Consider the following 26,709-nt stretch of genomic DNA (forward strand, 5'->3'; position numbering starts at 1 on the left):
GTCAGCCGGCCTCGGTCGGCAGCGCTCGCAGCCGGTGCGGCCTACTTGGCGCTCGCGAGGAAGCCCGCCTCGGACATCAGCGTGCGGTGCGTGGCCTCGGCCTCGGTGAGCCACTTTGCGAAGGCGTCGCCGGTCATGAAGGTCGGGTTGAAGGCGCCCTTCTCCATGTATTCCTTCCAGTCGGGCGTGGCGGCCACCTTGGTCAGCAGGTCCTTGTAGAAGGCGAGCTGGTCGGGCGTGACGCCGGGCGGCATGAAGATGCCGCGCAGCATCGTGTACCTGGTGGGCACGCCCGCCTCCTTGCAGGTGGGGATGTCGTTCCACGACTGCGTGTCGGTGACCTTGGCCTTGAAGGGCATGCGCTCGTCGTCGAACACGCACAGCGCGCGCAGCTTGCCCGCGCGCCATTGCGCCACCGCCTCGATCGGGTTGTTCACCGTCGAGTTCACATGGCCGCCCACCAGCTGCACCGCCACCTCGCCGCCGCCCTTGAACGGCACGTAGATGAACTTGGTGCCGGTGGCCTTCTCGAGAGCGACCGTGATGATCTGGTCTTCCTGCTTCGAGCCGGTACCGGCCATCTTGAACTTGCTCGGCCCCGCGGCCTTCACCGCCGTGACGTACTCGCCGGCGTTCTTGTAGGGCTCGGCCGCGTTGGTCCAGAGCACGAACTGGTCGAGCGCCAGCATCGCGACCGGCGTCATGTCCTTCCAGTTGAAGGGCACGCCGGTGGCCATCGGCGTGGTGAACAGGTTCGACAGCGAGATGACGATCTTGTGCGGATCGCCCTTGGCTTCCTTCACCGCCAGGAAGCCCTCGGCGCCCGCGCCGCCCGACTTGTTGACGACGATCAACGGCTCCTTCATCAGCTTGTACTTGATGACGATGCCCTGCAGCAGCCGCCCCATCTGATCGGCGCCGCCGCCGGTGCCGGCGGGAATCACGAACTCCACCGGCTTGGTGGGTTCCCATGCGAGGGCAGGCGCGGCGGTTGCCAGCGCCAGGACCGCCGCGGCAGCGGCTGTCGTGCGACCCAGAACGTGCGAAGCGAACTTCTTCATCAGGCTGTCTCCTGTGTAGTGTTTCGCTCTTTTTTGTTCTTGGATCTGAGCAGAGATGCAACGGGCACGATGGTGCGCGCCACCGATTCACGCCGGCTTGATCGCGGTCAACTTTTCTGAGATTTCGTATCGGGGTAAGCCCGCGCTGGCAGGGCCAGCGCATCCCGTCATCGGGAACCCTATAAAATCGCGGCGCGCAGCGGGCTTCCAGTTTCCTGCGCCTCCATCCGTCTTCGTAGTTCAATGGATAGAACGGGGTCCTCCTAAGACTCAGATACAGGTTCGATTCCTGTCGAAGGCACCAGCAAGCCGTTGATTTTCAACGGCTTTTTTGTTTGGTGGGACAGACGTGGGACAAACAGCCACTCCGTTGCCTCCACCTGCCTTTTCGAAGGCCCCCATTCCCACGCTTCAGCAGTACGTGCGCCCGCCTTCGGATGCCGCGTCGCGTAACACCATGCTATGGCGATCTTGCATTCCATTCCTCTATGAAGCGAGAGGCACGCGACTTCATGCATTCGATCGCGGCTTCACGGGTCGGCTGCTGGGTAACCAACAGCACGCAGCACCGCGTGATTTCGTGCCGCAGTTCGGCCCGCGCGGTGTAGGCGCCATCAAGAGAAATCTCGAGCTCTACCGAGCAGCTCCAGCCTTCAGGCAGATCGGAATCCATCAAGACAGCGGGCATGGTCTCTGAAGCATGAGTGGATCGAAGCGTTGCAGTCCGTGAGCGCAAGCAAGACGGCTTTACGCCCAGCTGCTGAGCCGCACAGCCAATAGCAGCAGCAAATAGATAAACACCAAGAGCGCGCCAGCGATGGCGAACTCCGTTGACGATATGCCTGCCTCTTCACACAGCAGGTTCATGAAGAAAGCTCCTGGTGGCAGACTTTGCGATTTCATGCGCTTCTCCAGTGTGTCGACGAACCGGCACCGCTTTCTACCGTCTGAGCACAGAGCGTTTGGCCGTCAAGTCACTGTAGAAGTTGCACCGCATGCGCACATGAGCGGTTCGCCCCTTCTCCACCGAGACAAACGCCCCGCCGCTCCTGCGACCGCTCATGACAAAGCGCCTGCCGCCGGGCATCGTAGGAAAGTCCCTATCAGCCGGAGTCGCTTTTTGAGGATACCGGTCGCCTCGCCAAATGCCATGTTCGGCTCAATCGGCAGCGTGCCGGTCACACCCGGCACATGACCCGCGTGGGCCACATTTCTGCTGCAATCGAGACATGAACAATGACCTCCCAACAGGCGCCGTGGCACTCGTGGCGAAGCCGTTGACTTCCCAAGCCTTCACGCCGTATGGCATCGTGATCGAGGCGCCCGCCGTCGAAGGCCGGCCCATCAACGGCGGCAATGCGCGGCGCTTCGACCTGCTCGACGACCTGCGGCTCGACGCCGAAGGCGGCCGGCCGATGCTGGCGCTGTTCCGCGCGCAGGCGCGGCGCTTTCCGCACGAGGTATCGGAGATGGAGCGCCATGCGCTCGGCAGCCAGACCTTCGTGCCGCTGGGCGACAGGCGCTTCGTGATCGTGGTCGCCCGCGCGGGCGAGGCGCCCACGTCAGCGAAGCAACTCGCGGCCTTCGTCACCGACGGGCGCCAGGGCGTGGTGCTTGCGCCCGGCACCTGGCATCACGCGCTGCTGGCGGTGGATGCGGGCGACTTCGTGGTGATCGAACGCGCGGGGGGCGGCGTCGATTGCGACATCTGCCTTCTTCGGCAGAGCGGCAGCGTGCGGCTCTGAAGCCCCGGCTTCAGCCCGCGATGCGCTGTGCCAGCGCAACCAGCGACCGGTCCGACCCGGCCGGCCCGAGCAGCGAAATGCCCAGCGGCGCACCCTCGCGCGTGGCCAGCGGAATCGACAGCTGCGGAAAGCCCGCCAGGCCCGCAATGCACAGCATGCGGATCGCGCGGTTGCGGTAGTCCTCCATCGAAGCCTCGCTGTCGCTGCGCAGCGGCGCGATGTCTGGCATGGTCGGCAGGAGCAGCACGCCGTCGGTGCCGAGCAGGTGGGTCAGGTGCGCGCGAAAGGCCGTGCGGAAAATGCGCGCGGTCGTCACCTGCGCATCGGTCACTTCGCGCGACCAGGCAAAGCGCTCGGCCACGCCCGGTCCGAGCGGCGGCGCGTAGCGCTCGATCAACGGTCCGTCGGTGAGCCAGGCCTCGCGCGACTGCAGGTAGCGAAAGTGCCAGTACATCGCGTCGAAGGATTCCAGCGCCACCGTGGTGCCTTGCGCGGGGCCGAGCAGGTCCTGCACGCGGCCGGCCGCGCCCTGGAGCGCATCGGCCGCGGCGGGCACGGCCAGCGCCCAGACGTCATCGGGCCGCAGCAGCCGCACGCGCTCGGGCAAGGTGGCCGCGTCGGCACCCAGCAGCACATCGGCCACGCGTGCAAATGTGCCGACGTCGCGCGCAAACCAGCCACAGGTGTCGAAGCTCGGCGCCAGGTCGAGCGCCCCTTCGAGGCTCACGCGGCCGTGCGTCGGACGCAGGCCGTACAGGCCGCAGTGGTTGGCCGGCGCACGCACCGAGCCGCCGGTGTCGGTACCGAGCGCGAAGTCGCACAGATTCGACGACACCGCCGAGGCCGAGCCCGACGACGAGCCGCCCGTGATGCGCAGCGGCGCGCCGCCATTGACCGGTGCGCCGAAGTGCGCGTTGTTGCCGTTCATCGAGAACGCAAGTTCGTCGGTCACGGTCTTGCCGGCGAAGCGTGCGCCGGCATCGAGCAGTTTCTGCACCGTGGGCGCGGTGCGGGTCTTGATGCCCGACATCGCCAGCACGATGGGGTTGCCGCCGCCCGTGGGGTAGCCGGCCACATCGAACAGGTCTTTTGCTGCAAAGCTCAGGTCGACGAGCGGACCGGTCGCAGCGCGCGGCACTGGCGCATCGGGGTACGGAACGAAGGCGTGGGCGGGGTCGTGCAGGGACATGGCGATGGATGGGGCGTGTGGGGGTGGTCAGTCAGGCGACGAGCACCGGCGCGATGGCCGCCGCCGCATCGGTATGAATGCAGCGCACGCGATGACTGGGTGCAAGCTCGAGCACCGACGGCTGCGCCGCGCGGCAGGCATCGCTCGCGAGCGCACAGCGCTCGGCAAAGGCACAGCCGGGGGGCAACGCGGACAGGTCGGGCGGCGCGCCGCCGATGGTTTCCAGCCGCGTGCCGCGTGCCAGCGCACCATGCGCGCGGCTCTTGAGCAGTGCAATCGTGTACGGATGGCGCGGCGAGCGGATCAGCTCGCGCGCAGTGCCTTCCTCGACGATGCGGCCCGCATACATCACGGCGATGCGATCGGCCACCTCGACGGCGGCACCGATGTCGTGCGTGACGAAGATCACCGACAGCCCCAGGTCGCGTTGCAGCTCGCGCAGCAGCAGCAGGATCTGGATCTGCACCGTGGCGTCGAGCGCGGTGGTGGGCTCGTCGGCCAGCAGCAGCTGGGGCTTGCAGGCGAGTGCCAGCGCGATCATGGCGCGCTGGCGCATGCCGCCCGACATCTCGTGCGGATAGGCCTGCAGGCGCTGTTCGGGGCTCGGAATGCGCACACGCTCGAACAGCGCCAGCGCGCGTTGTTGCGCCTCGGCCTGCGTGACCGATTCGTGCCGTCGGATCGACTCGACGATCTGCGCGCCCACCGAATACACCGGATCGAGCGCCAGCAGCGGCTCCTGGAAAATCATCGATGCGACCTTGCCGCGGAAGTCGGCCAGCTCGCGCTGCGACATCGCGAGCACGTCGCGCCCGGCCACCTGCACCGTGCCGCCCATGCGGGTGCGGCGCTCGGGGTGCAGTCGCAGCAGGGTGCGCATGGTCACGCTCTTGCCTGAGCCGGACTCGCCGATCAGCGCGACGACCTCGCCGCGCTGCACTTCAAGGCTCACGCCGCTGACGGCGTGCACCGGCTTGCGACCGCCACTGAAGGTGACGCTGAGGTCGCGCAGGCGGACCATCGGTTTATCGTTGTCGCTCATGCTGCTTTCCTCGGGGTTTCGATGGCCATCGGATGCCCGCTGCCCGCCTCGTGGATCAGGCAGCTCACCGCGTGCTGCGAGCCGGTGACGATGCGCTCGGGAACGACCTTGGCGCACACCGGCGCGGCCAGCGCACAGCGCGGATGAAAGCGGCAGCCCGAGGGCGGGTTGATGGGGTTCGGCGGATCGCCCGCGAGCGCTGCTTCTTCGGTGCGGTGGTCCGGGTCCATCGACGGCATGGAAGAAAGCAGCGCACGCGTGTAGGGGTGAGCGGGTGCGTCGTACAGCGCATCGGCCGGGCCGATCTCGGCCACCTGGCCGAGGTACATCACCATCACGCGGTCGCTCACGTAGCGCACCACGTTGAGGTCGTGGCTGATGAACACGTAGGTCAGCCCGAACTCGGCCTTCAGGTCGAGCAGCAGGTTGATGACCTGCGCCTCCACCGATTTGTCGAGCGCGGAGACGGCCTCGTCGAGAATCACCATGCGCGGCTGCAATGCGAGGGCCCGCGCGATATTTACGCGCTGCCGCTGGCCACCCGAGAGTTCATGCGGGTAGCGCTCGGCAAAGCGTTGCGGCGACAGGCCCACGCGGGCGAGCAGGTCGCGCGCACGTTCAACCGATTCGCGCCGCGACACTCCGTGCACCTGCGGCCCGAAGGCGATCGAATCTTCGATGGTGAGGCGCGGGTTGAGGGAGGCGTAGCTGTCCTGAAACACCATCTGCACCTGGCGGCGGAATTCTTTCAGCGGCAGGTCCCGGCTGCCGACTTCGCGGCCGTCGAACACGACTTCGCCGCGCGTCGGCTCGATCAGCTGCATCAGCAGTCGGGCGGTGGTCGACTTGCCGCAGCCCGACTCGCCGACCACGCCGAGCGTTTCGCCCTTGAGCACCTCGAAGTCCACGCCGTCGACCGCCCGCACGACGCCACCGCCGCGGCCGAGCGGGTCTTTCTTGAGCGGGAAGTGCTTGACCAGGCCCTTGATGGTGAGGAGCGGTTGGGCGGGGCCGCCGATATCCTTCAGTGCGTCCATGGCTTCACCCCTTGTTGTCCATCGCCGAGCGAAGCCCGTCGGACAGGATGTTGAAAGAGATCGAAGTGATGAAGATCATCGCGCCCGGCAACGCAGCGACCCATGGCTGCACGTAGATCGCAGTGCGCAGCGTGTTGAGCATCAGGCCCCATTCGGGTTCCGGCGGCTTCACGCCCAAACCCAGGAACGACAGGCCCGAGGCCAGGATCATCGACACCGCGATCAGGCTGGTGGCGTAGACGAAGATCGGCCCGAGCACATTGCCCAGCACATGCACCCGCACGATGGTGAAGGGGCTGGCGCCCGAAGCGCGCGCCGCTTCCACGTAGTCGCGAGTGCGCACCTGCGTGGTGACGCTCTCGGCCACGCGCGCGATCTGCGGAATGAACACGATGGTCAGCGAGATCAACGAATTGACCACCCCCGCACCCAGCGTGCCCGACAGAGCGATGGCCAGCAGCACCGAGGGAAAGGCGTAGAACACGTCGATGGTGCGCATGATCAGCGTGTTGGTCAGCCCGCCCGCATAACCGGCGACGATGCCGATGATCGTGCCCAGCACGAAGGCGCACAGCACTGGCGTGATGCCGATGAACAGCGACAGCCGCGCGCCGACGATGAGGCGCGAGAGCATGTCGCGGCCCAGCTCGTCGCTGCCCAGCGGAAGGCCCTCGGTGCCTATGGGCTTGAGGCGCTTGAGCATCGACGACTGGTACGGGTCGGCCGGCGCGAACCATGGGCCGAAGACAGCGAGCGCGATCAGCAGCAACACGACGATGGCCGCGCCGACGGCGACCGGGTCACGCCGCAGACGCAGCCACACCGAAACCCAGTAGCCGCGAGAGCGCTGGGCCGGCAAGGGTTCGACGGCAACGGCGGAAGAGATGGGAAGCACGGTGGACATTGCTTGGCGGCTTTCTTCTTCAGGCACGCGCGATGCGCGGATCGAGCAAGGTTTGCAGCACGTCGACCAGCAGGTTCAGCAGCACGAAGAACAGCGCCAGCACGAGGATCGTTCCCTGCAGCAGCGGCAGGTCGCGCTGGAAGATGGCCGAGTTGAGCAGGAAGCCGGTGCCCGGCCACGAGAACACGGTCTCGATGAGGATCGAGCCGCCGAGCAGATAGCCCAGCTGCAGGCCCATCACGGCCAGCGCCGTGGGCGCCGCGTTCTTCACCATGTGGCGGAACACGCCGAGGTGAGTGAGCCCCTTGGCGCGCAGGCCCACGATGAACTCCTGGTCGAGGATGTCGGCCACCAGCGCGCGCACCGTGCGCGCGATGATGCCCATGGGAATCACCGACATCGTGAGCGCCGGCAGCAGCAGGAACTGCAGGTGCGCCCAGTCCCACGCCCAGTCGTCCGAGCCGCTGGGGCCCGCGCCGGTGGCCGGCAGCCACATGAGCTGCGACGAGAACACGATCACCATCACCATGCCCAGCCAGTAGTGCGGCACGCTCACGCCCAATACCGAGAACACCGAGGCCAGCCGGTCGACCCACGAGCCGCGAAAGTAGCCCGCTACGAAGCCGAAGAGGCAACCCAGCACGAACCCGATGAAGGTGGCCACCACCGCCAGCCGCAGCGTGTTGCCCACGGCGGTGAACACCTCGCCGGCCACCGCGCGATTGCTCGCGATGGACACGCCCAGGTCGCCGTGCATCGCGCGCCACAGCCACATCGCGAACTGCTCGGGCAGCGAACGGTTGAAGCCGTACAGCTCGCGCAGTTGCGCCTGCAGTTCGGCGGACGCATCGGGCGGCAGGATCGACACCAGCGGATCGCCGGGCGCGATGTGCACGAGCAGGAAGCACACGAGGGCCACGCCGATCATGATCGGCACGGCGTAGATCACGCGGCGCAGGAGGTAGGCGAACATGGCTCGTGGCTGGCTGCGGGAGGGGGTCAGTCCATCGTCATGGTGGCGATGTCGATGAACCAGCTTTTCGGTTGCACCACGTTCTTGATCTTGGACGAGAGTGCGCGCGGCCCCACGTCGTGGGCGATCCACACGAACGGCGCGTCGTCCACGATGTGCGTGTGCAGCTTTGCGAGCGCGGCGTCGCGCACCTTGTCGTCGAAGCTGGTGCGCGCGTCGGCCACCAGCTTGTCGACCTCGGGGCTGCCGTAGTAGCCCCAGTTGTTCGACACCGGTGGGAAGGCCTTGGTGCTCACGAAGCGCACCATCGCGAAGAACGGGTCCATCGCTGCGAAGCTGATGTTGACCGCGTTGGCGCCATTGGCCGAGGGGTCCTTTGCGCCCTTGCGCCAGTTGGTGAAGAGCGTGTTCCATTCGATCACGTCGAACTGCACGTCGAAGTAGCACTGCTTGAGCGACTGCTGCGCGAACTCGTTCATCGGCAGCGGCTGCATCTGGCCCGAGCCCGAGGCCGATATCTGCACCTTCACCTTGATCGGTTTGGCCGCGGAGTAGCCGGCCTGCGTCATGAGGGCCTGCGCGGCCTTCACGTCGTAGCGGATGTCGAAGCTGGGCTTGCCGAACCACGGGTGGCCCGGCGGCACCGTGCCTTTAGGCTCGGCCATCATGCCGCCCAGCAGCTGCTTCATGCCGCCGCGGTCGATGCACAGGTTGGCCGCCTGGCGCACGCGCTTGTCGAGCCAGGGCGAGCCTTCGGCGAACGAGAGTTGCCATGGCCATACGTGCGGCTGCGCGTTCGAATAGATCTTGAAGCCGCGTTGCGTGATCTGCGCCATGGCGTCGGGCGCGGGCGCCTCGATCCAGTCGACCTGACCGCCCAGCAGCGCGGCGGTGCGCGCATTGGCTTCGGGCATCGGCAGCATCACGACCTTGTCGATCTTCGGCACGCGCCTGGCGTCCCAGTAGCCCTTGTTGGCGGCCAGCTCCAGCCGCTCGCGCGCCACGAAGCGCGTGACCTTGAACGGACCCGAGCCGGCGGGGTCGGCGGCGAAGGCGGTCCAGGCGGCCTTGGCCTTGTCGGCAGGCGTGGAACCTGCGGCGGCATCGAACTTCTTCTGCCATTGCGCGGGCGAGGCCATGAACAGGTTCGTGAGGTTGATCGGCAGGAAGGCGTCGGGCTCGCTGGTGGTGAGCTCGACCGTCGTGTCGTCGATCTTGCGCGCCGACTTGAGCGTGGGCATGCGCGAAGCCGTCACGCCGACCTGGCTGGGGTCGAACTGCGGGGCGTCCTTGTCGAGAACCTTCTGCACGTTCCACACCACCGCGTCGGCGGAGAAGGCCGAACCGTCATGGAACTTGACGCCGGGGCGCAGCTTGAAGACCCACTTGGTCTTGTCCTTGGCGTCCACTGCCCACGAGGTGGCGAGGCCGGGAACCAGCACGCTCGGTGCGTCGGCCTTCGACAGATCCCACTGCGTGAGCGAATCGTAGATCGGAATGCCGGTGAAGCGGTTGCCCTCGAAGCCCTGGTCGGGCTGGCCCAGCGTGCGCGGAATGTCGGCTGCCGTCATGGCGATGCGCAGCGTCTTTTCCTGTGCCATAGCATGGGGGGCGGCCAGGGCCAGGGTCGCGATTGCCGCGCAGGCGGCCAGGGGCTTCAGGAACAGGGCAGGGGCAGCACGCTTCACATGGAACTCCGTTGGGTGGAATGGCGAAAAGGACGAAAGGAAACGCTCAAGCACGACATGTGCCAACAAGCGATCAGTCCCTGGATCCATGTCCACGACCAGCGCAGGCGCGCGAGGTGCCAGGTCAGGCCGGTGGTGAGTGCGCCGCGCTGCACGATCTCGTCGAATGCCGGCGCGCCGATGTCATGTCATGCACCGGCCACGGCGCAATCCACACGCTCGGCTCTCTCCCCCTCAAGCCATGACCCACACCTTGCGCACCGTTTCGATGGTGCGCCAGGTGCCGACGTAGCCAGGCTTCATGATGAAGCAGTCGCCGGCTCCGTAAGTCACCGGGCTCTGACCTGCCTCGGTGATCTCGACCAGGCCGGACAGGATCAGGCAGAACTCCCAGGTCTCACCCTTGATGGAATGGTTCACACCGGGTGTCGACTCCCACACGCCAGCGCGCACCTTGCCGTCCTTGGCACTGTCGACGTCCCAGTTGCGGCACACGATGTCGCCTTCGATGACGCGTTCGGCCGGCGGCCGGTATTCGCGCGGTTCGCCGAGCTGGTCGAGGTTGAAGTTGACGAGCAGATTGTTTGACATGAAAGGTCTGGTGAAGTTGAACACGGGATCTTTCATGCTAGGGTCGTGCGCTTCCGCGTGGGTGCCGAAGTCGATGCCGGAATCGGTGGCAAATGCGCGATTGGCGGCCCGCCGCAGCGCGATCTGCCTGCACGCAGCGGCTAGGGGCTGACGGCCGCCGCACCGATCGCGACCGGGCTCGTCACATCTGGGAACGTTCTTCACAGCAGCGAAGTGCGCGATTGCGGGGACCGGCGCGTTGGACACCCATGAGGGCTTATTTTTTCCGCCCTCCAGGAGTCCCCAATGACTTTTCGCAGAACTGTTCTCAAGCTCGCCGCTGCCGGCGTCGTGGCCGCAGGCACCTTGGGCATGGCCGCATCGGCCAATGCAGAAACGAGCTGGTCCATCGGCATCGGCGTGCCGGGCGTGGTCGTCAGCGAGCCGCCGCCGGTCTACTACGAGCCGGCGCCCGCCTATACGCCGCCGCCCACCTATTACCAGCCCCCGCCGCCGGTGCGCTACCAGCAGCCCGCGTACTCGGTTCCGCCTCCGGTCTACTACGAGCCCGACTCGCGCTGGGAAGAACGCCGCGCCGAGCGCCGTGAATGGCGTCGCCGGCAATGGGAGCGCGAACAGCACCGCCGCTATTACGAGGAACGCTACTGATCCGACCGGGTTGCTCCTCGTGTAGGCACCCGCCCACGCGCATGGTTTGCTTTCTCCCGCACCGGTGAGGCTGCGCCGCGGCCAATCTGCAGGCCTGCCTGTTTCAAGGAGACCTGATCATGAAAAGCATCATCCTCTGGCTGTGCGGCGTACCCCTGATCGTGATCATCGGCCTGAAGATCTTCGGGATTCTTTGACGAAACAAGAAGAAAAGCGAAGTCGAAGAAGAAACGGATCGGTTCCTCCTCACGGCGCATCCGTGCGCCGTTAAGCGCCTCCCTCGCGGGGCGCTTTTTTTGTCTCTCTCGTCAGTGCGTCTCGCGGCGCAGCTGCTGCACGTCTTCATGCAGCGACTGGGCCCAGGCACGGCGCTCGCGGCCGTGCGGATGCTGCGGTTCGCCGAAGCGCACGATGGCCAGCAGCGGCGGCGCACGCAGCGTGTTCCACAGCGACGCGGCGAGGCTGTCATCGTCGATGTAGCGCGGGGCCTGGCTGGTTTCGCCGGTGGCCGCATCGGCGAAACGCAGTGCAGCGGGCAGCACTGGCGCGCCCGAAGAAATCGACGCCTGCAGCAGGTTGGCATGGAACGGCAGCAGGCCGCGGCCGTCGCTGGTCGTGCCTTCTGGGAACACGCCGATCAGGTCGCCGTTGCACAGCGCCTCGGTCATGTGGTGCACCACGCGCAGCGCGTCGCGGCGGCGTTCGCGCTCGATGTAGAGCGTGCCGGAGCCATTCGACAGCGTGCCGATCAGCGGCCAGTTCTTGACGTCCGACTTCGACACGAAGCGCACATGGCGTGCCGCGTGGATGCAGGTGATGTCGAGCCAGGAGAGGTGGTTGCAGACCAGCAGGACCGGACCTTCGGGCGGCGGCGTGCCCTGCACCTTGAGCGTGATGCCCATGATCTCGAGCATGCGCTTCGACCATGCCTGCACGCGTGCATTGCGCTCGGGCTGCGAGAGGCCGGGGAAGGTGAAGCGGATCGTCCACCAGCCGGCCAGCGCATGCGCGATCGCATGCAGGAGGCGCCAGCAGGCTTTCAGCGAATGAAACATCAGACGTGCGCCCTCTCAGCTACTTGCTTCAATGTCAATGCATGGTCGCGGAACACCGCGGAACCGGCTCTGCCGGGCCGCTGGTGTTGCCCCCTGCAAGGGGGTTGGCGTAGCGACACGAAGTGCGCGAAGACTGGGGGCGAGCTTCATTTCTAGCCGTGGACGACGCGGCCTGCCACCAGTGTGTGGCGCACGCGGCCCTGCATGGGGTAGCTGGCGAACGGCGTGTGCTTGCCCTGGCTCTTGAGCGCATCGGGCTGCACCTGCCATTCGAGCGCCAGGTCGAACACGCACAGGTCGGCCACGCCGCCTTCGACGAGGCGGCCGATGCCGGTGCCCGCGTCGGCGGACGCCAGCAGGTGCGCCGGCGCCGAGGTGATGACCTCGATGGCGCGCGCCATGCCCGCGCCGCTGCGCTCGCCCCACTGCAGCGCGAGCGGCAGCAGCAGTTCGAGGCCCGTCGCGCCCGGTTCGCTCTCGGCGAAGGGCAGCGTCTTGGCGTCGGCCTCGACTGGCGTGTGGTCGGACACCAGCGCGTCGATGGTGCCGTCGGCCAGCGCGGCCGAGAGCGCGTCGCGGTCGCCCTGCTGGCGCAGCGGCGGGTTCAGGCGCGCGCGGCTGTCGAAGTAGCCGATGTCGGTGTCGGCCAGGTGCAGCGAGTTGATGCTGACGTCGCAGGTCAGCGGCAGGCCCTGCGCCTTAGCCTCGCGCACCAGTGCCACGCCGCGCGCGCTGGAGATGCGGCACAGGTGCACGCGCGCGCCGGTGGCCTTCATGAGCTCGACGATGGTGAAGATGGCGATCGTCTCGGCCGACACAGGCACGCCCGCGAGGCCGAGCCGCGTGGCGAGCGGGCCGCTGGCCGCGACGCCCTTGCCGAGGTCGCGGTCCTGCGGACGCAGCCACACGGTGTAGCCGAAGGTGCTGGCGTACGACAGCGCGCGCTGCAGCACCTGCGTGTCGGCCAGCGGCACGTCGGCCTGGCTGAAGCCGATGCAGCCGGCTTCGGTGAGTTCGGCCATCTCGGTCAGCACGCCGCCGGCCAGGCCGCGCGTGAGCGCACCGAGCGGGAACAGGCGTGCGCGCTGCAGCTTCTCGGCGCGGAACTTGAGCATCTCGACAAGGCCGGGCTCGTCGAGCACCGGGTCGGTGTCGGGCGGACACACGAGGCTGGTGACGCCGCCGGCGATGGCCGCGGCCATTTCGCTTTCGAGCATGCCTTCGTGCTCATAGCCGGGCTCGCGCAGGCGCGCGGCCAGGTCGACGAGGCCGGGCGCGACGATGCAGCCCGTGGCGTCGATGGTGCGATCGGCCCTGAAGCCGGCGGGAATGCTGCCGCCGATGCCGGCGATCTTTCCGTTGGCGATGGCGATGTCGGCCTTCTTGTCGGTACGCGATGCGGGATCGACGACACGGCCGTTGGTGATGTGGATGTTCATGCGTCTGTACTTCCGGTGACAGTCATGGCCTTTTCGGGAAACACCGTGGAACCGGCTTCGCCGGGCCACTGGTGTTGCCCCCGGTAGGGGGTTGGCGAAGCGACACGAAGTGCGCGAAGACTGGGGGCGAGCAACATTTCTATGCTTCGTTACCTGCCACGATGCTCATCACCGCCATGCGCACGGCGATGCCGAAAGTGACCTGCGGGAGGATCACGCTCTGCTTGCCGTCGACCACGGCGGAGTCGATTTCCACGCCGCGGTTGATGGGGCCGGGGTGCATCACGATGGCGTCGGGCTTGGCCAGCTGCAGCTTCTCGGGCGTGAGGCCGAAGGTCTTGAAGAACTCCTGCGACGACGGCAGCAGCGCGCCGCTCATGCGCTCGTTCTGCAGGCGCAGCATGATGACCACGTCGCAGTCCTTGATGCCTTCCTCGAGCGTGTGGCACACGCGCACGCCCATGCCGGCCATGTCGCCGGGCACCAATGTCTTGGGACCGACCACGCGCACTTCGGCGCAGCCGAGCGTGGTGAGCGCATGGATGTCGGAGCGCGCCACGCGCGAGTGCAGCACGTCGCCGACGATCGCGACCGTGAGGTTCGCAAAGTCCTTCTTGTAGTGGCGGATCGTGTACATGTCGAGCAGCCCTTGCGTCGGGTGCGCATGGCGGCCGTCGCCGGCATTCACCACGTGTACGTGCGGCGCGACGTGCTGAGCGATCAGGTACGGCGCGCCCGACTCGCTGTGGCGCACCACGAACAGGTCGGCGGCCATGGCGCTGAGGTTGGCGATCGTGTCGAGCAGCGACTCGCCCTTGGTGGCCGAAGAGCGCGCGATGTCGAGGTTGATGACGTCCGCGGAGAGGCGCTTGGCCGCGATCTCGAAGGTGGTGCGGGTGCGGGTGCTGTTCTCGAAGAAGAGGTTGAACACGCTCTTGCCGCGCAGCAGCGGCACCTTCTTCACCTCGCGGTCGCTCACGCTGGTGAAGTTGGCGGCCGTGTCGAGGATGTGCGTGACGATGTCTTTGGGCAGGCCCTCGATCGACAGCAGGTGGATCAGCTCGCCGTTCTTGTTGAGCTGGGGGTTTCGCTTGTAGAGCATCAGCGGTTTTCCTCCACCTTGAGGCTGAAGGCGCCATCTTCGGCGCGTGCGAGGGCGAGCAGTTGCGTGTTCGGCAAGGTGAGCGTGGTGGCGGCGAAGTCGGCAGCCACCGGCAGCTCGCGCCCGCCGCGGTCGACCAGTACGGCGAGCCGCACGCTGGCCGGACGGCCGAAGTCGAACAGCTCGTTGAGCACGGCGCGGATGGTGCGGCCGGTGTAGAGCACGTCGTCGAGCAGCAGCACGTCGGCGCCATTCGCGTCGAAGGGCAGCGAGGTCTGCGCGCTGGCCGAGAGCCCGCGGCGCGCGAAGTCGTCGCGGTGCATGGCCGACGAGATGATGCCGGGCGCGCCGCTCAGGCCCAGGTCCTTCTGCAGCCGCTCGACCAGCCAGGCGCCGCCGGAAGTGACGCCCACCAGCTTCGTTTCGGGGCGCATCAGCGGCTTCACGCCGGCGAGCAGCTTCGTGTAGAGCGCTTCGGCGTCGGGGATTGAACTCACGGGAGACTCCTCAAGAATTGCTCCAGGATGATGCAGGCGGAAGCCGCATCGGCATCGCGTGCGCCCGAGGCCAGCGCCTCGGTGGTGCTGTAGCGCTCGTCGACCTCGAACACCTGCAGATTGAAACGCCCGCGCAGCTGGCGCGCGAACTTCTGCGCGCGGCGGGTGTTCTCGTGCGGGGCGCCATCGGGGTGGTAGGGCACGCCGACTACCAGAGCGTCGGGCTGCCATTCCTTGATGCGCGCCTCGACCTGCGCGAAGCGGGCATCGGCACCCTCGGCCTTGATGGTGGCCTGCGGGCTGGCGGTGCGCAGCAGCCGGTTGCCGCTGGCCACGCCGGTGCGCTTGGCGCCGAAGTCGAAGCCCAGGAAGCTCTGGAAATTGGCGGGGACAACGGCAGGTGCTGGGGGCCGAGCGTTGTCGGACATCGCCGGTCCGCTCACAGGGGACCGCCGCGCACGGCCGCCCGAAGCGGCCGGCCCGCCCCCGGCAGGGGGTTGGCGAAGCGACACGAAGTGCGCGCAGCCTGGGGGCGAGCCAGGTTCATCATGCGTGACCCGCGTCCGGGGAAAGCTTCCAGGCCTCCAGACCGAGCAGCAGCAAGGCCTTGTCGTAGCGCTGCTCCACGGGCGTGTCGAAGATCACGGCCGGGTCGGCGCCCACGGTGAGCCAGCTGTTTTCGGCCAGTTCCGACTCCAGCTGGCCCTCGCCCCAGGCCGAATAGCCCAGCGAGACCAGCACCTTCCGCGGGCCGGCGCCGGTGGCCAGGGCCTCCAGCACATCCTTGGAGGTGGTCATCTCGAGCCCGCCGGGAATGGTCATGGTCGAGGCGTAGACCGATTCCTCGGGCTTCTCGGCCTGCGTGAAGACCGGCTCGTGCAGCACGAAGCCGCGTTCGGTCTGCACCGGGCCGCCCTGGAAGACGGGGGCCTCGCCCAGTTCGGGGCGGGCCAGGTGGAGCTCGATTTTCTCGAACAGCACCTTGAGGTTGATGTCGCTGGGTTTGTTGATCACGAGGCCGAGCGCTCCGCGCTCGCTGTGTTCGCAGAGGTACACGACGCTGCGGTTGAAAGTTTTGTCTTCCATCCCGGGCATCGCTATCAGAAAGTGATGCGTGAGGTTCATCGGGGCAGAATCGGCGGCCATATGCCCCCGATTTTACTGGCCGTCGACAAGACCTATCCCAAAGGGCTCATGTGGTTCCGCCGGGACCTCCGGGTGGACGACAACGCGGCCCTGTATCGCGCGCTGCGGGCCTGCCGCCAGGTGGTCTGCGCCTTCGTGTTCGACAAGGCCCTCCTCGACGCCCTGCCCTCGGTCGACCGCCGGGTGGAATTCATCCGCGAATCGCTGGTGGAGCTCGAAGCCGAGCTGCGCGCACTGGGCGGCGGGCTGGTCGTGCGGCATGCCGCGGCGGTGCAGGAGATTCCGGCGCTGGCGCGCGAGCTCGGCGTGCAGGCGGTGTTCGCCAACCGCGACGACGAGCCCGACGCGCTGGAGCGCGACGCCCGGGTGTTCGGGGCGCTGGCCAACGCGGGCGTGGCCTTCCACACCTACAAGGACTCGACCGTCTTCGACCGCGACGAGGTCCTGACCCAGACCGGCCAGCCCTACACCGTGTTCACGCCCTACAAGCGGGCCTGGCTGGCGAAGGTCGATTCGTTCTTCCTGAAGCCGTACCCGGTGCGCAGCCACGCCGACGCGCTGGCGCCCTCGCCCCAGGCCTACGGAGAGCCGGTGCCCGCGCTGCGGGAGATCGGCTTCGAGAAAAGCAACCTCTCGGCGCTGGAGATTCCCACCGGCACGCGCGGCGCGGGCCTGCTGCTCGAGGACTTCTTCGAGCGCATCGACCGCTACGCCGAGGCGCGCGACTTCCCGGCGGTGCGCGGGCCCAGTTACATGGGCGTGCACCTGCGCTTCGGCACGGTGTCGATCCGGCAGCTGGCGAGCCTGGCGCACCAGCTCTCGCTGCAGGGCAATGCCGGGGCGGCGGTCTGGCTGAGCGAGCTGATCTGGCGCGAGTTCTACTTCCAGATCCTGGCGCACTTTCCGCACGTGCACGCGGGCGGCGAGTCGAAGAGCTTCCGGCCCGAGTACGACCGGATCCAGTGGCACCACGGCAAGCACGCCGACCAGCTGTTCGACGCCTGGTGCGAAGGCCGCACCGGCTATCCGCTGGTGGACGCCGCCATGCTGCAGATCAACCAGAGCGGCTACATGCACAACCGCCTGCGCATGGTGGCGGCGAGCTTCCTGTGCAAGGACCTGGGGCTGGACTGGCGGCGCGGCGAGGCCTACTTCGCGCTGCACCTGAACGACTTCGAGCTGGCCTCGAACAACGGCGGCTGGCAGTGGGCCAGTTCGAGCGGCTGCGACGCGCAGCCCTACTTCCGCATCTTCAACCCGGTGACGCAAAGCGAGCGCTTCGACCCCGAGGGCAAGTTCATCCGCCGCTACCTGCCGCAGCTCGCGGGGCTGTCGAACGCGGCGATCCATGCGCCGTGGCTGGCCTCGCCGGTGGAGCTGGAGGCAGCGGGCATCACGCTCGGCGAGACGTACCCGAAGCCGGTGGTGGACCACGCCGAGGCGCGCGAGAAGACGCTGCAGCGCTACGCGGCGGCGCGGGCCAAGGTGCTGCAGAAGCCATGAGAAAGGGGCCCGAAGGCCCCTGTTCTCTGGTCGCCGCCGGGAGCGCCCCGGCCAGCATCAAGCGGCAGCAGCCAGCGTCGATTCGCTCGTGTACGCACGCACCAGGCGCAGCAGTTCCTCTTCCGAGTACGGCTTGCCGAGGTAGTGGTTCACGCCCAGCGTGCGCGCGTATTCGCGGTGCTTCTCGGCGATGCGCGAAGTGATCATGATGATCGGCAGGCCGGCCATCGAATCGTCGGCGCGGATGTTGCGGGCCAGGTCGAAGCCGTCCATGCGCGGCATCTCGATGTCCGACAGCACCACCGCCGGGCGCTCCTGCTGCAGCCGTTCGAGCGCCTGCAGGCCATCGGCCGCGAGCGACACGCGATAGCCTTCGCGCTGCAGCAGGCGCTGCGTGACGCGGCGCACGGTGATGGAGTCGTCCACCACCAGCACCAGCGGGACCTGTGGTGCCACCGGGGCCAGCGTCGGCAGCGGCTGCTGCGGCGCGCCGTGTTCGTCCGCGGCGCCGTGCGCCGGCGCCGCCAGCGCGGCGGCCTGGCGCTCGCGCGCCTGTTCGCCATGCACCGAGGCCAGCGCCACCGGGTTGTAGATCAGCGCCACCGCCCCCGACGCCAGCACCGAGATGCCGGCCAGGCCGGGCAGCCGCGCGAGCTGCGGGCCGAGGTTCTTCACCACGACTTCCTGGTTGCCCAGCACTTCGTCCACGTGCAGGGCCACGCGCTGTGCCGCGCTTCGCACGACCACGATCGTGTTGTTCCTGGCCACTGCGTGTTCGCTGCGGGTCGAGGCCTGCAGCAGCGCACCGGCCCAGTAGAACGGCACCTGCTCGCTGCCGAACGGATGGCTGTTGTGCAGGTAGGCCGCCTCGAGGTCGGTGCCGCCCACGCGCTGCACCAGCTCCACCAGGTTCGACGGCACGCCGATCGACACTTCGCCCGCGCGAAGCATCACCACGTGCGTCACGGCGGTGGTCAGCGGCAGCACCAGCTTGAAGGTGGTGCCCTGGCCGGGGTTGCTGTGCGTTTCGATGCGCCCGCCGAGCGCCGCGATCTGCGCGCGCACCACGTCCATGCCGATGCCGCGGCCGGCCAGTTCGGAGACCTGCCCTGCCGTCGAGAAGCCAGGCTTGAAGATCAGCTCGGTGGCATCCTCGGCCGACAGCTCCTTGTCGTGTTCGAGCAGGCCGAGGGCGCGGGCGCGCTCTGCGATGCGCTTGTTGTCGAGACCGGCGCCGTCGTCGCGGAAGCTCACCGAGACGTCGTTGCCTTCGTGGTGCAGGTCGATGACGATCAGGCCGCTGGCGTCCTTGCCGGCCTTCTCGCGCACCGCCGCACTCTCGATGCCGTGCGCCACGCAGTTGCGCAGCAGGTGCTCGAAGGCGGGCGTCATGCGGTCAAGCACGCCGCGGTCCATTTCGATGGAGCCGCCGACGATGTCCAGGCGCACCTGCTTGCCGGTGTCCTTCGAGGCCTGGCGCACCACGCGGTAGAGGCGGTCGGAGATGCCTTCGAACTCCACCATTCGCGTGCGCAGCAGGCCGCGCTGCAGTTCGCGCGTCTGGCGCGCCTGCACGCTGAGATCGTCTTCCGTGGCCTGCACCGTCTTCTGCAGGGTGCGCTGCACGGTGGCCACGTCGTTCACCGACTCGGCCATCATGCGCGTGAGTTCCTGCACGCGGGTGAAGCGGTCGAACTCGAGCGGGTCGAAGCTCTGCTGCGAGTCCTTGGCCTGCGCCAGTCGGGACTGCATCTGGCTTTCGGCCTGCACCTCGATGTCGCGCAGTTGCTGGCGCAGGCGGTCCAGGTTGCCCGTCAGGTCGGACAGCGAGCCGCGCAGCTGGCCCAGCTCGGCCTCCAGGCGCGAACGCGTGATGATGACCTCGCCGGTCTGCGCGACCAGGCGGTCGAGCAGCTGGGTGCGGATGCGCACGGCCTGGCCCGTTGCGGCGCGCAGCGGCGTGAGCAGCGCGGGCGCGGGGCGCGGCTGCAGCGTCGCGGGGACGCCAGGCTGGTCTTCGAGGCTCGCCACGGGAGCGGCGATTTCGTCGTTCGCGGGCACGCCGGCTTCGGCCGCAACCTGCGGCGGCGGGGCGGCAGGCGCGGTCGCAGTGGCCGCGGCCACGATCTGGGCCAGCTCGACCTGCGTGGCGTCGTCGGCCGCGCGCAATGCGTCGAAGGTGGCCTGCAGGGTGTCGAGGCGCGCCAGCAGTTTTTCGATGTCGGCGCGTGCCGCTCCCTGGGAGCCCAGGATTTCGATCTCGGACTCCATGCGGTGCGCGCGCTCGCCCAGGCGCATGGCGCCGGCCAGCCGTGCGCTGCCCTTGAGCGTGTGCAGCGTGCGCAGCACCGAGGCGCGCGGGGCACCATCGTCTGGGTGATGCGCCCACTGGCGCAGCGCCTCGCCGAGCTGCGGCAGCAGTTCGGCCGCCTCTTCCTCGAAGATCGGGAACAGGTCGACGTCGACCGCGTCGGCCAGGTCGATGGCGTCTTCGGAATCGTCCAGCGCCACGTCGGCGACGGATTCGGCAACCACCACCTGATGCAGCGGCCGGGCCTCGGCACGCATGGCGAGTTCGGTCGGCATCGGCGAATTGGCGATGTCGCGCAGCGCCTGCAGCGTGCCTTCGGCCGGGTCGCGCAGGAAGCCGACGGCGAACTGGTGCAGCAGGCGGCGCAGCTCGTCGGCCGCGGCCACCAGCACCATGCCCTGCTCCCGCGTGCCGCTGCCCAGCATCTGCAGGTGCTGCAGCGCGGCTTCGAGCAGGCGGGCCATGCCCGACAGGCTGTGGAAGCCGACCGTGGCCGAGCTGCCTGCCAGCGAGTGGGCCAGCGCAACGGTCGAGTCGGGCAGGCGTTCGTGCGATTCGAGCGCCCATTCGCCGACGTCGGTGGCGAGCTGGCGCGACCATTCGTCGGCCTCGTTGAGGTAGACGTTGTAGAGCTGGATGCCGATGCGCAGCGGGCCGATGACCTTGACCTGGTCTTCGGCGCTCGCAGCCGCGGCTGCGATGTCTTCCGCGGCTTCTTCCTGCGGTTCGGCGGACACGACAGGCGTGGCTGCCGCGGCAACGGGCTCGGGCGCTTCGTCGGCGACCAGGATCTGGGCTTCGGCAGGCGCCACCGGCGCCTCGAAGATGGGCGCGATCACCTCGGCAACCGCCGGGGCGGGCAGTTCGGGTTCGGGTTCCGGTTCCGGTTCCGGTTCGGCGACCGATTGCAGCTCGGGCTCGGCGACCGGTTCTTCCTCATGCGGCGGCAGCGCCGCGGCTTCGATGACTTCCGGCTCGGCGGCGGCCTGCACGGGCAGCGGCGCGGGTTCCCAATCGAGATCGGGCAGGCCGGCGGTGGTCGGCACGGTGGCTTCGACCGCTTCGATCACGGGCTCGGCTTCCGCCAGCTTCGGCTCGGTGGCCACGGGCGTCTTCGCGGGCGAGAGGAAATCGAACTCCTCGCCGCTCGGCAGAGCTGTCAGCGCCGCGGGCTCGGTGGTCTGCTTCGACTCGAAGTCGATGAAATCGGTCGACGCGAAATCGTCGTCGGTCTCGGGTGCGGCGGGTGCGGCGGGCGCAGCGGGCTCCTGCCACGCCACGGTTTCGAGCGGTGCTTCGGGCGCCGCAGCGGGTGCGGGCGCAGGTACTTCCGGGGCCAGCGACAGATCGGGCAGATCCGGCAGCTGCAGCGGCGGCAGTTCCGCCGCCACCGGCGCCGGAACCTCGAGAAGGGGTGCGGGCGCGGTCACAGGCTCTTCGGCTGCGATGTGGCGCGCGGCGACCGCCAGGGCCTCGGCGTCGGCCATGCGCACCGGCGGGGGCACGGGCTCGCCAGCCAGCAGCGCGTTGGCCACGCGGCTGAACTGCGTGGACTGCCAGCCGTGCGCGGAACCCGAAGCGATGGCTTCGACCCATTGGCCGAATTCCTTCAGCGTGCGCTCGGTGCCCGACAGCAGTTCCGGCGTGGCGGGGCGCTGGTCGGCCAGCCAGGTGTTGAGCACCTGTTCGAGCGACCAGGCGGCATCGCCGAAGTCGGTGAGGCCGACCATGCGCGAGCTGCCCTTGAGCGTGTGGAAGGCGCGCCGCAGGATCGTGAGTTCTTCGGTGTCGTCCGGGTAGCCGGCGAGTTCTGCGATGGCGGCCAGGCCGTTCTCCACCACTTCGCGGGCTTCGTCGAGGAAGATGTTCTGCAGGTCGTCTTCTTCGAGCTCGGTGACTTCGGTGTCGGGCAGCGCGCTCGGGCCGGTGATCTTGTTCGTCCAGCTGTCGGCCTTGTTGCTGAATTCCTCGATCGGCGAGACCTTGGCCTTGCGGTTGGGCGTGGCCAGTGCGGCGAGCTTCGAGGCGATCTGGGCGTCGACTTCCTCGATGCTGAGCACGGCTACGGCGGCCGGAGCCTGGCTCGGGGCGGCGGCGTCGGCCGTGCTGTCGGTGGCCTGGCGGCCCATCAGCGGCTTGAGTTCGCCGGCATCGGCGTCGAACACGAACAGGCGCTTGGCCAGCGCGGGCTGGTAGCCCAGCATGTCGATCAGGAAGCCGAGCGCGCCGAGGTTGTTGCCCAGCGCGTCGAAGCCGGCCATTTCCTCGGCCGGCGAGGTGCTGACGAGCATCGCCTCGACGTCGTCGCGCATGCGCTGCACGGTGAGCGCGGCCTGGTCGAGGCCGAGCACGGAGAACACGCCGCGCATCTGCAGGAGCTGCGTCGGGACGGTGCGCAGCAGGCCTTTTTCGGCCGGGCGGCGGAAATACTGGTCGAGCGATTTCTCGAGCTCGCTCAGGTGGCTGCGCAGCTCGTCGACCACGGTGCCCATGGTCTGGCGGTCGCTCACGCGGCGGTAGAGGTCTTCCATCCACGGCTCGAGCGGCTCGGAATGGCCGCCCGCGCGCACGCGTTCGATGCGCCCCGCCAGCTGCAGCGTGCGGGCCGTGAGCTGCGGATCGCTCGGGTCGAGGTCTTCGAGCGCGGCTTCCAGGTACAGCACCGAGGTGGCGACTTCCATCGCGAGTTCGGTACCGGGCGCCTGGCCTGTGCGCACGGAGGCTTCGACCGCGTGGGTCAGGGCCAGCACCATCGGCAGACTCGGCGGATGCAGCTTCTGCAGCGATTCGCCGAGCTGCGCGAAGGTGTCGGCCACCTGGCGCGTGCGGGTGATGTCGCCGCCCGAGAGCGCCGACCACATTTCCTTTGCGGTCTCGATGCGCTTGCGGGCTTGTTGCAGCACCAGCGGATCGAAGCGGCCGAACTGCTCGACGGTGTAGTCGACGCGCGGCTCGCTGGCGATGCCCCAGGCGTTGCGCACGGTGCGCAGCGTGGCGGCGTCGTCGCTGCCGGTGGGCACGGCCTGAGCGCAGAAGAACAGCAGGTCCTGGCCGAGGCGATCGGACACGAGGCTGTCGCCGCGCGCGAGGGTGGCGTATTGCAGCAGCACGCGCGAGGCGGCGCGCTTGACGTAGGCGTCGGGCGCGATCAGGCCGGTGGCAAGGGCTTCGAAGAAGCCGGCGGCCAGGGTCCAGAAGCTGGCGACGCGGGGCAGCAGCGCGCCGCGTCCGAGCCCCAGGCACAGCGCATGCAGACGGCGCGCAGCATGCACGTCGCCGGTCTTGACCAGCTGCAGCACTTCGCGGTCGAGCCGCGAGCGCACGGCCGGGTCGTAGGCCACGGCGGCCTGCGTGAGGGCAGGCTTGATCTCGACCCAGCGCCACGCGGTGCTCCACAGGTCGGCGGGGTGCACGCGCTCGTTGCCGACCAGTTCCAGCACGTCGCGATACTGGGGAAACAGCGCCACCGACGACACGGGCTTGCCAGCCAGCAAGGCGTTCAGGAAGTCGACGACGGCGAAGCCGGCACGCTCGATCTTGAGCACTGCGGCGTCGGTGCAGCGCTGCGGTTCGGCAATGAAGCCCTGCACCGCGAACTCGATGGCGCCAAGCACCAGAGCGGGCGAGGGATGCCCCACCATCTGGAGGGCGCCAACGGCCTGGTGCAGTTGCTGGCGGGCCATCTGCAGCGGGCCGCTCTCGGGCTCGGCCGCAGCGGCGTCCACGTCGCGCACGAAGCGCCGCAGCGACTTGCCTACACCGTCAAGGGATTTCTGGATTTCTCCCAGCACCCAGGCCAGCGGCCCGAGGTCTTCGGTGGCCGGCATGTTGCCGGCGGGGGGGGCCGTGGCAGGGGTTTGAATCGACACGTTGGGTGCTCGCCGTTCTTATCTATCGGGGTCAGGCAATCTTGAAACGGGCCACCGAACGGCGCAGTTCTTCGGCCATCTGCGACAGCTCGCGCACCTGCTGGGCGGTGGTGCGCGTGCCTTCGCCGGTCTGTTCCGTCACGGCAAAAATGTGCTGGATGTTCGCGGCCACCACGTTGGCCGAATCGGCTTCGCGGGAGGCGGATTGCGAAATCTGCTCAATGAGGTCGGCAAGACGGCGCGACACGCGGTCGATCTCGGACAGCGCGGTACCCGCGTTGTCGGACAGCTTGGCCCCTTCGACCACACCCTGCGTGGAACGCTCCATGGCGCCCACCGCATCCTGCGTGTCGGTCTGAATCGCCTTCACCAGCGCCGAGATCTGGCGCGTGGCGTCTGCGGAGCGTTCGGCCAGTCGCTGAACTTCTTCCGCCACCACCGAGAAGCCTCGGCCGGCTTCACCGGCGGATGCGGCCTGGATGGCTGCGTTCAGCGCCAGCACGTTCGTCTGTTCGGTAATGTCCGAGATCAGCTCGGTGATTTCGCCAATCTCCTGCGACGACTCGCCCAGGCGCTTGATCCGCTTGGAGGTTTCCTGGATCTGGTCGCGGATGGAATTCATACCGCCGATGGCATTCTGCACGGCCTGCAGGCCCGAGGATGCGGCTTGCAGGGACTGGCGCGCCACCGTGGCGGACTCTTGCGCCTGCGTGGACACGCCGTTGATTCGCTCGGCCATGGTCAGCACCGACTGGCCGGTTTCGCGAATTTCGCGCAGCTGTTCGGTCGAGGCGGCCAGCAGTTCGGTCGAGGTGCTTTCCACCTGCGAAGTCGTCTGCGCCACGCGGGTCGCCGTGTTCTGCACGTTGCCCACCAGCAAGCGCAGTTCTTCCACCGTGTAGTTCACCGAGTCGGCGATGGCGCCGGTGATGTCCTCGGTCACGGTGGCTTCCTGCGTCAGGTCGCCTTCGGCCACTGTCTGCAGTTCGTTCATCAGGCGAAGAATGGCGGCCTGGTTGGCGTTGTTGATGCGGCCCACCTCTTCGGAGGACTGCTCGGCGGCCAGGCGTTCGCGCTCGGCGTTGGCGGCGCGTTCGCGGCCTTCGCGCACCTGCACGAAACCGATGGCACCGGCGAGGGCGAGGGCGGCCAGCGACAGCACGAACAGCAGCACGATCGTTCCGGCGCCGAGGCCGGTGCGTGCGGAGAGCTTGTCCTGCAGGTCGCCGAGCGACTTACGCAGCGGCTCGCTGTCGGTCAGGATCGAAGCCTGCGCTTCGCGTGCCGCCACCAGGCCCTGCAGGTTGCCCAGAATCGCGGAAGCCTGCGTGCGCATCTGCTCGTAGGTCTTCAGGATGGCTTCGAGCTGCTGGCGCGTCTGCGGGTCTTTCGAGCCGGGGAAGCGCTGCTGTGCATTGCCGTCGAGCAGGCCGCGGGTGGTCTCCTGGAAGGTGTTCAGGTCCTTGCCGAGCAGGAACACGGCGTCGGGGTTCACACCCTCGACCGTGAAGAACTCGTTGGTCGACTTGCCGATGCGCTGCGTCAGCATCACCAGCTGGCCGGCGGCCGAGATCTCGGGCAGCGTGGCGTTCTGCTGCATCTTCAGCGACGCGACGGTTTCCGTCATTTCGAGCAGCGTGGACGACTGCTGGTTGATGTCGCGCAAGGCGGCTCCCACCTGCGTCAGGATCTGGCGCTGGGCCAGCACGGCCTTGGCGCTGGCATCGGCACGGGTGACGAGGGGATTGATCTTGTTCATCTCCTCGTCGTACTGGTTGCCCACTCGCTCCAGGTGCAACGAGTCGTCGCCGTTGGTCAGCCCCGCGACGCGGCGCGAGAGGTCGTCGGCGCTGTCCTTCACTTCGACGAACGCCGAGGCGCTGCCGACGAGGGCCTGCGAGATCGACTTGGCAAGGCGCTGCGACTGCATCAGCGACTGGCCGGTGGCAGCCACCTGCTGCGCCAGGCGGTCCGCGCGAAGAATGGCGGAACCGGCCACCAGCAACAGCAACAGCACCGCGACCGCCAGCATGATGGCCAGGATACGCTGCTGCCGCGCCGGATTGGAGCCCGCGCGGCCGTCGATGGTGTCGGGCACCGCTTCGGCAACCGCAGCGCCCGGCTCGTTGGCGGCGTCGCCGCCGCCGCCCGGCAGGTCGAGGTCGCTGAAGCCGGTGTCCGCGGGCGCGGCCCCCTTCTTGGCGATACGCACGGTTTTCTCGTCCGGGACCTGGACGGTGTCTACGTCGTCGATGGACAACGTGGAACCGGAGCCATCGACGCGGGCCTTGTCGTTCCCGTTGGTCACGGGCAGTAATTTCTTGAACTTGTCGGCGATCGAGCTCACGGTCGGTCCTTCAGATAGTTTCCGGTACGGCGTGCGGGGGCACTACGCACCAATGCTCAAAAACTGGGGTTGCTGGGAAAGCGCCTGCAGGTTGACTTCCTGCCAGCGCTCTCCCGCCGCGTCGGTAAACAGATGCCCATGCCAGGCAGGTGCTTCTGCGCCAGGAGGCTCGGAGGCCGTGAAGGCCTCCGCACCCCGCAACCCCGCCAGTCGATCGACCAGCAAAGCGCAGTTGACTTCGAGCAGCTCGTTGAAAGCAACGAGCCGCGACTGGATGCGGGCCGCCTCGGTGGCGGCCAGCGCGCCCGGAACGCCGGTGGCGAATGCCGACAGCTGCACGACGCCATAGAGGCCGCCGCGCAGGTTGGCAACGCCGAGGAACCACGCCTGCGTGTAGGGCACGGGCTGTGGCGGCGTCCAGGGAAAGATTTCGCCGGCGTGTCCCAGCGGGAAGAGGTATTTGCCCTCGCCCGCCTCGACCGCCAGCCACGTGGCGGCCACGCCCGTCGTGGGGGGGGGGGGGGGGGGGGGGGGGGGGGGGGGGGGGGGGGGGGGGGGGGGG

The 26,709-nt window shown here is 68.0% G+C and carries 23 protein-coding genes and 1 tRNA gene; 4 read left to right on the forward strand and 20 right to left on the reverse strand.

Annotated elements, in window-relative coordinates; all coding sequences use genetic code 11:
• Positions 1–41 precede the first annotated feature (41 nt).
• The gene (locus ACCD11_RS14220) at positions 42–1,061 is read right to left on the reverse strand and encodes a Bug family tripartite tricarboxylate transporter substrate binding protein (protein ID WP_413314354.1); all 1,020 of its coding nucleotides are present in this window, start codon (positions 1,059–1,061) and stop codon (positions 42–44) included.
• Positions 1,062–1,290: 229 nt separating this feature from the next.
• On the opposite strand from ACCD11_RS14220, the gene ACCD11_RS14225 reads away from it, so the two are divergent.
• Positions 1,291–1,365 (forward strand) — tRNA-Arg (locus ACCD11_RS14225).
• Between the two features lie 156 nt (positions 1,366–1,521).
• Here ACCD11_RS14225 and ACCD11_RS14230 read toward each other — a convergent pair.
• Positions 1,522–1,749 (reverse strand): hypothetical protein, encoded by a 228-nt coding sequence (locus tag ACCD11_RS14230; protein ID WP_413314355.1) that lies wholly within the window; start codon positions 1,747–1,749, stop codon positions 1,522–1,524.
• A 59-nt stretch (positions 1,750–1,808) separates the two neighbouring features.
• Positions 1,809–1,964, reverse strand: coding sequence for a hypothetical protein (locus tag ACCD11_RS14235; RefSeq protein ID WP_413314356.1), 156 nt, complete (start codon positions 1,962–1,964; stop codon positions 1,809–1,811).
• Between the two features lie 326 nt (positions 1,965–2,290).
• Between ACCD11_RS14235 and ACCD11_RS14240 the strand changes: the two genes are divergently transcribed.
• Positions 2,291–2,806, forward strand: coding sequence for an ureidoglycolate lyase (locus ACCD11_RS14240; RefSeq protein ID WP_413314357.1), 516 nt, complete (start codon positions 2,291–2,293; stop codon positions 2,804–2,806).
• A 10-nt stretch (positions 2,807–2,816) separates the two neighbouring features.
• Here the strand turns inward: ACCD11_RS14240 and ACCD11_RS14245 are convergent, their stop codons facing one another.
• The 7 genes from ACCD11_RS14245 to ACCD11_RS14275 all read right to left on the reverse strand — a co-directional run bounded on the left by ACCD11_RS14245 (position 2,817) and on the right by ACCD11_RS14275 (position 10,230).
• Positions 2,817–3,995 carry an amidase gene (locus ACCD11_RS14245; protein WP_413314358.1) on the reverse strand — a complete coding sequence of 393 codons (1,179 nt, stop codon included), beginning with the start codon at positions 3,993–3,995 and terminating at the stop codon, positions 2,817–2,819.
• Between the two features lie 31 nt (positions 3,996–4,026).
• Positions 4,027–5,037 carry an ABC transporter ATP-binding protein gene (locus ACCD11_RS14250; RefSeq protein WP_413314359.1) on the reverse strand — a complete coding sequence of 337 codons (1,011 nt, stop codon included), beginning with the start codon at positions 5,035–5,037 and terminating at the stop codon, positions 4,027–4,029.
• The gene (locus tag ACCD11_RS14255; RefSeq protein WP_413314360.1) at positions 5,034–6,074 is read right to left on the reverse strand and encodes an ABC transporter ATP-binding protein; all 1,041 of its coding nucleotides are present in this window, start codon (positions 6,072–6,074) and stop codon (positions 5,034–5,036) included. Before ACCD11_RS14255 ends, ACCD11_RS14250 begins: the two co-directional genes overlap by 4 nt.
• Before the next feature lie 4 nt (positions 6,075–6,078).
• The gene (locus ACCD11_RS14260; RefSeq protein ID WP_413314361.1) at positions 6,079–6,978 is read right to left on the reverse strand and encodes an ABC transporter permease; all 900 of its coding nucleotides are present in this window, start codon (positions 6,976–6,978) and stop codon (positions 6,079–6,081) included.
• Positions 6,979–6,997: 19 nt separating this feature from the next.
• Entirely contained in the window at positions 6,998–7,951 is a 954-nt protein-coding gene (locus ACCD11_RS14265) for an ABC transporter permease (protein WP_007830985.1), read from the reverse strand.
• Between the two features lie 26 nt (positions 7,952–7,977).
• Positions 7,978–9,639 (reverse strand): ABC transporter substrate-binding protein, encoded by a 1,662-nt coding sequence (locus ACCD11_RS14270; RefSeq protein WP_413314362.1) that lies wholly within the window; start codon positions 9,637–9,639, stop codon positions 7,978–7,980.
• Positions 9,640–9,873: 234 nt separating this feature from the next.
• Positions 9,874–10,230 (reverse strand): cupin domain-containing protein, encoded by a 357-nt coding sequence (locus tag ACCD11_RS14275; protein ID WP_042673053.1) that lies wholly within the window; start codon positions 10,228–10,230, stop codon positions 9,874–9,876.
• 285 nt (positions 10,231–10,515) lie between these two features.
• On the opposite strand from ACCD11_RS14275, the gene ACCD11_RS14280 reads away from it, so the two are divergent.
• Complete coding sequence (locus tag ACCD11_RS14280; protein ID WP_413314363.1) at positions 10,516–10,878, forward strand: hypothetical protein; 363 nt, start codon at positions 10,516–10,518, stop codon at positions 10,876–10,878.
• Here the strand turns inward: ACCD11_RS14280 and ACCD11_RS14285 are convergent.
• The 7 genes from ACCD11_RS14285 to ACCD11_RS14315 form a co-directional block, all read right to left on the reverse strand.
• A complete protein-coding gene (locus tag ACCD11_RS14285) occupies positions 10,872–11,135 on the reverse strand; it encodes a hypothetical protein (protein ID WP_413314364.1) in 264 nt (87 codons plus the stop codon). The genes ACCD11_RS14280 and ACCD11_RS14285 overlap by 7 nt on opposite strands.
• A 51-nt stretch (positions 11,136–11,186) precedes the next feature.
• Positions 11,187–11,933 carry a lysophospholipid acyltransferase family protein gene (locus ACCD11_RS14290; RefSeq protein WP_413314365.1) on the reverse strand — a complete coding sequence of 249 codons (747 nt, stop codon included), beginning with the start codon at positions 11,931–11,933 and terminating at the stop codon, positions 11,187–11,189.
• A gap of 152 nt (positions 11,934–12,085) precedes the next feature.
• On the reverse strand, positions 12,086–13,372 hold the full coding sequence (locus ACCD11_RS14295; protein WP_413314366.1) for a dihydroorotase: 1,287 nt from the start codon (positions 13,370–13,372) through the stop codon (positions 12,086–12,088).
• 139 nt (positions 13,373–13,511) lie between these two features.
• Entirely contained in the window at positions 13,512–14,474 is a 963-nt protein-coding gene (locus ACCD11_RS14300; protein WP_056516281.1) for an aspartate carbamoyltransferase catalytic subunit, read from the reverse strand.
• Positions 14,474–14,971 (reverse strand): bifunctional pyr operon transcriptional regulator/uracil phosphoribosyltransferase PyrR, encoded by a 498-nt coding sequence (gene pyrR, locus ACCD11_RS14305; protein WP_007830976.1) that lies wholly within the window; start codon positions 14,969–14,971, stop codon positions 14,474–14,476. Before pyrR ends, ACCD11_RS14300 begins: the two co-directional genes overlap by 1 nt.
• Positions 14,968–15,399 (reverse strand): Holliday junction resolvase RuvX, encoded by a 432-nt coding sequence (ruvX, locus tag ACCD11_RS14310; protein ID WP_413314367.1) that lies wholly within the window; start codon positions 15,397–15,399, stop codon positions 14,968–14,970. Before ruvX ends, pyrR begins: the two co-directional genes overlap by 4 nt.
• A 118-nt stretch (positions 15,400–15,517) precedes the next feature.
• Positions 15,518–16,117, reverse strand: a complete 600-nt coding sequence (locus ACCD11_RS14315; RefSeq protein WP_007838420.1) for a YqgE/AlgH family protein — start codon at positions 16,115–16,117, stop codon at positions 15,518–15,520.
• Here ACCD11_RS14315 and ACCD11_RS14320 point away from each other — a divergent pair, their 5' ends adjacent.
• Complete coding sequence (locus ACCD11_RS14320; RefSeq protein WP_413314368.1) at positions 16,118–17,620, forward strand: cryptochrome/photolyase family protein; 1,503 nt, start codon at positions 16,118–16,120, stop codon at positions 17,618–17,620.
• Between the two features lie 57 nt (positions 17,621–17,677).
• Here the strand turns inward: ACCD11_RS14320 and ACCD11_RS14325 are convergent, their stop codons facing one another.
• From ACCD11_RS14325 to ACCD11_RS14335, 3 genes are all read right to left on the reverse strand, one after another.
• A complete protein-coding gene (locus ACCD11_RS14325) occupies positions 17,678–23,800 on the reverse strand; it encodes an Hpt domain-containing protein (RefSeq protein ID WP_413314369.1) in 6,123 nt (2,040 codons plus the stop codon).
• Positions 23,801–23,831: 31 nt separating this feature from the next.
• Entirely contained in the window at positions 23,832–26,147 is a 2,316-nt protein-coding gene (locus ACCD11_RS14330; protein ID WP_007838406.1) for a methyl-accepting chemotaxis protein, read from the reverse strand.
• Positions 26,148–26,189: 42 nt separating this feature from the next.
• On the reverse strand, positions 26,190–26,709 hold a 520-nt coding region (locus ACCD11_RS14335; RefSeq protein ID WP_413314370.1), incomplete at its 5' end, for a chemotaxis protein CheW.

Source organism: Variovorax sp. Varisp36 (genome assembly GCF_047304235.1).
GTDB lineage: Bacteria > Pseudomonadota > Gammaproteobacteria > Burkholderiales > Burkholderiaceae_C > Variovorax.

Bases quoted from the DNA above. Each gene is read 5' to 3' on its own strand.
- ACCD11_RS14300 (WP_056516281.1), bottom strand. From the start codon at position 14,474: ATGCTCTACAAGCGAAACCCCCAGCTCAACAAGAACGGCGAGCTGATC.
- ACCD11_RS14235 (WP_413314356.1), bottom strand. From the start codon at position 1,964: ATGAAATCGCAAAGTCTGCCACCAGGAGCTTTCTTCATGAACCTGCTG.
- ACCD11_RS14285 (WP_413314364.1), bottom strand. From the start codon at position 11,135: ATGCGCCGTGAGGAGGAACCGATCCGTTTCTTCTTCGACTTCGCTTTT.
- ACCD11_RS14220 (WP_413314354.1), bottom strand. From the start codon at position 1,061: ATGAAGAAGTTCGCTTCGCACGTTCTGGGTCGCACGACAGCCGCTGCC.
- ACCD11_RS14290 (WP_413314365.1), bottom strand. From the start codon at position 11,933: ATGTTTCATTCGCTGAAAGCCTGCTGGCGCCTCCTGCATGCGATCGCG.
- ACCD11_RS14230 (WP_413314355.1), bottom strand. From the start codon at position 1,749: ATGCCCGCTGTCTTGATGGATTCCGATCTGCCTGAAGGCTGGAGCTGC.
- ACCD11_RS14320 (WP_413314368.1), top strand. From the start codon at position 16,118: ATGCCCCCGATTTTACTGGCCGTCGACAAGACCTATCCCAAAGGGCTC.
- ACCD11_RS14255 (WP_413314360.1), bottom strand. From the start codon at position 6,074: ATGGACGCACTGAAGGATATCGGCGGCCCCGCCCAACCGCTCCTCACC.
- ACCD11_RS14280 (WP_413314363.1), top strand. From the start codon at position 10,516: ATGACTTTTCGCAGAACTGTTCTCAAGCTCGCCGCTGCCGGCGTCGTG.
- ACCD11_RS14315 (WP_007838420.1), bottom strand. From the start codon at position 16,117: ATGGCCGCCGATTCTGCCCCGATGAACCTCACGCATCACTTTCTGATA.
- ruvX (WP_413314367.1), bottom strand. From the start codon at position 15,399: ATGTCCGACAACGCTCGGCCCCCAGCACCTGCCGTTGTCCCCGCCAAT.
- ACCD11_RS14260 (WP_413314361.1), bottom strand. From the start codon at position 6,978: ATGTCCACCGTGCTTCCCATCTCTTCCGCCGTTGCCGTCGAACCCTTG.
- ACCD11_RS14250 (WP_413314359.1), bottom strand. From the start codon at position 5,037: ATGAGCGACAACGATAAACCGATGGTCCGCCTGCGCGACCTCAGCGTC.
- ACCD11_RS14265 (WP_007830985.1), bottom strand. From the start codon at position 7,951: ATGTTCGCCTACCTCCTGCGCCGCGTGATCTACGCCGTGCCGATCATG.
- ACCD11_RS14240 (WP_413314357.1), top strand. From the start codon at position 2,291: ATGAACAATGACCTCCCAACAGGCGCCGTGGCACTCGTGGCGAAGCCG.
- ACCD11_RS14245 (WP_413314358.1), bottom strand. From the start codon at position 3,995: ATGTCCCTGCACGACCCCGCCCACGCCTTCGTTCCGTACCCCGATGCG.
- ACCD11_RS14295 (WP_413314366.1), bottom strand. From the start codon at position 13,372: ATGAACATCCACATCACCAACGGCCGTGTCGTCGATCCCGCATCGCGT.
- ACCD11_RS14275 (WP_042673053.1), bottom strand. From the start codon at position 10,230: ATGTCAAACAATCTGCTCGTCAACTTCAACCTCGACCAGCTCGGCGAA.